Raw genomic sequence first — 1,114 nt, 5'->3', positions numbered from 1 at the left:
TACTATTATTATACAAAAAATGGGAAAAGGTTATTAAACAAATATTAAAGAAATAAAAAATGCCGACAAGTCCGTAGGACTTTGTCGACAGTCTGATGGGTGCTTGAAGCACCCTTATTTTTTTATACAAATTTAAATTGCGAGGTATTTAAATGACTAAAAATAACGTATTCCAATCAGAAAAATTCGAACCTATTACAGAATTAGAGTTTAAAGACGCAAAGTTAAAAGCAAAAGGTACATTTATGTTTGACATTCAAGCAGAAAAGTACGCAAAAGAAGATAAAGATGGAAATGTTGGTAGTGGTTATCACGAAATTCTACAAGGCATTTTAAATCGTAAGACGATTGCTATCGTACAGTTTTGGGATTGTGCGCTTGCACACCTTAAACAACGTCCGACTAAAGAAGAAATTCAAGAAGTTATTCAGGATGTAATTGAAAAAGAGGGTACTACACTCGGTTTATTACAAGGTGCTATTCAAGTATTAGGTGAATCTGGTTTTTTCAAGGAAGAGTTCAAGATGTACTGGTTCCAAATGACGCAAGGACCAAAAATGGTGAAACAGGAAGAAAAAGAAGAAGCGGCGAACGCAGTCCAATTCATGAAAGAAACTTACGTAACCTTAATGGGCAAAGAACCTTACTAAATTACAGTGAGATACGTTCAAAAACTGCACAATACTTAGGTTATATCAGCTCTGATGAGTTGTATCTAATGACACCCAAAGAATGGCAAGACTGGATAAGAGGCGCACGTGAGCGAGAATTAGACATGTTAGAACATAATGTGCACCTTGCTACAGCAAATGCAATGGCACAAAGTAAAAAAGGTGTAAAACCTATGAAACAGCAGATAAAAAAAGCCCGTGAGAACTTATTCAAAGATGATATTCAAATTAGAAATGACAGACAGAAAGAAATTGAAAAACGCAAAATGATTAGACAAAAACAAATTGAAGAAGCAGAAGCGTTCTTTGGAAATCAGAAGGGAGGTAACTAATGGAGAAAAACTTCTACGCACGTATCAATGCGATTATCAAAAACTTTGAGCGTGGAGTACGTAAAGCACAACGTCTGGCCAAAACTTCCGTGCCAAACGAGATTGAAACAG

At 35.7% G+C, this 1,114-nt stretch carries 2 protein-coding genes; both read left to right on the top strand.

All coding sequences use genetic code 11. The features are described from left to right. Positions 1-152 precede the first annotated feature (152 nt). A complete protein-coding gene (locus CD138_RS13700) occupies positions 153-650 on the top strand; it encodes a tail assembly chaperone (RefSeq protein WP_096662179.1) in 498 nt (165 codons plus the stop codon). Between the two features lie 68 nt (positions 651-718). After that, complete coding sequence (locus CD138_RS13695; protein ID WP_026066879.1) at positions 719-1,003, top strand: hypothetical protein; 285 nt, start codon at positions 719-721, stop codon at positions 1,001-1,003. The last annotated feature ends 111 nt before the right edge of the window (positions 1,004-1,114 follow it).

The organism is Staphylococcus intermedius NCTC 11048 (genome assembly GCF_002902385.1).
In the GTDB taxonomy this organism is placed as follows: Bacteria; Bacillota; Bacilli; order Staphylococcales; family Staphylococcaceae; genus Staphylococcus; species Staphylococcus intermedius.
This window is presented reverse-complemented; position numbering and strand designations above follow the sequence as displayed.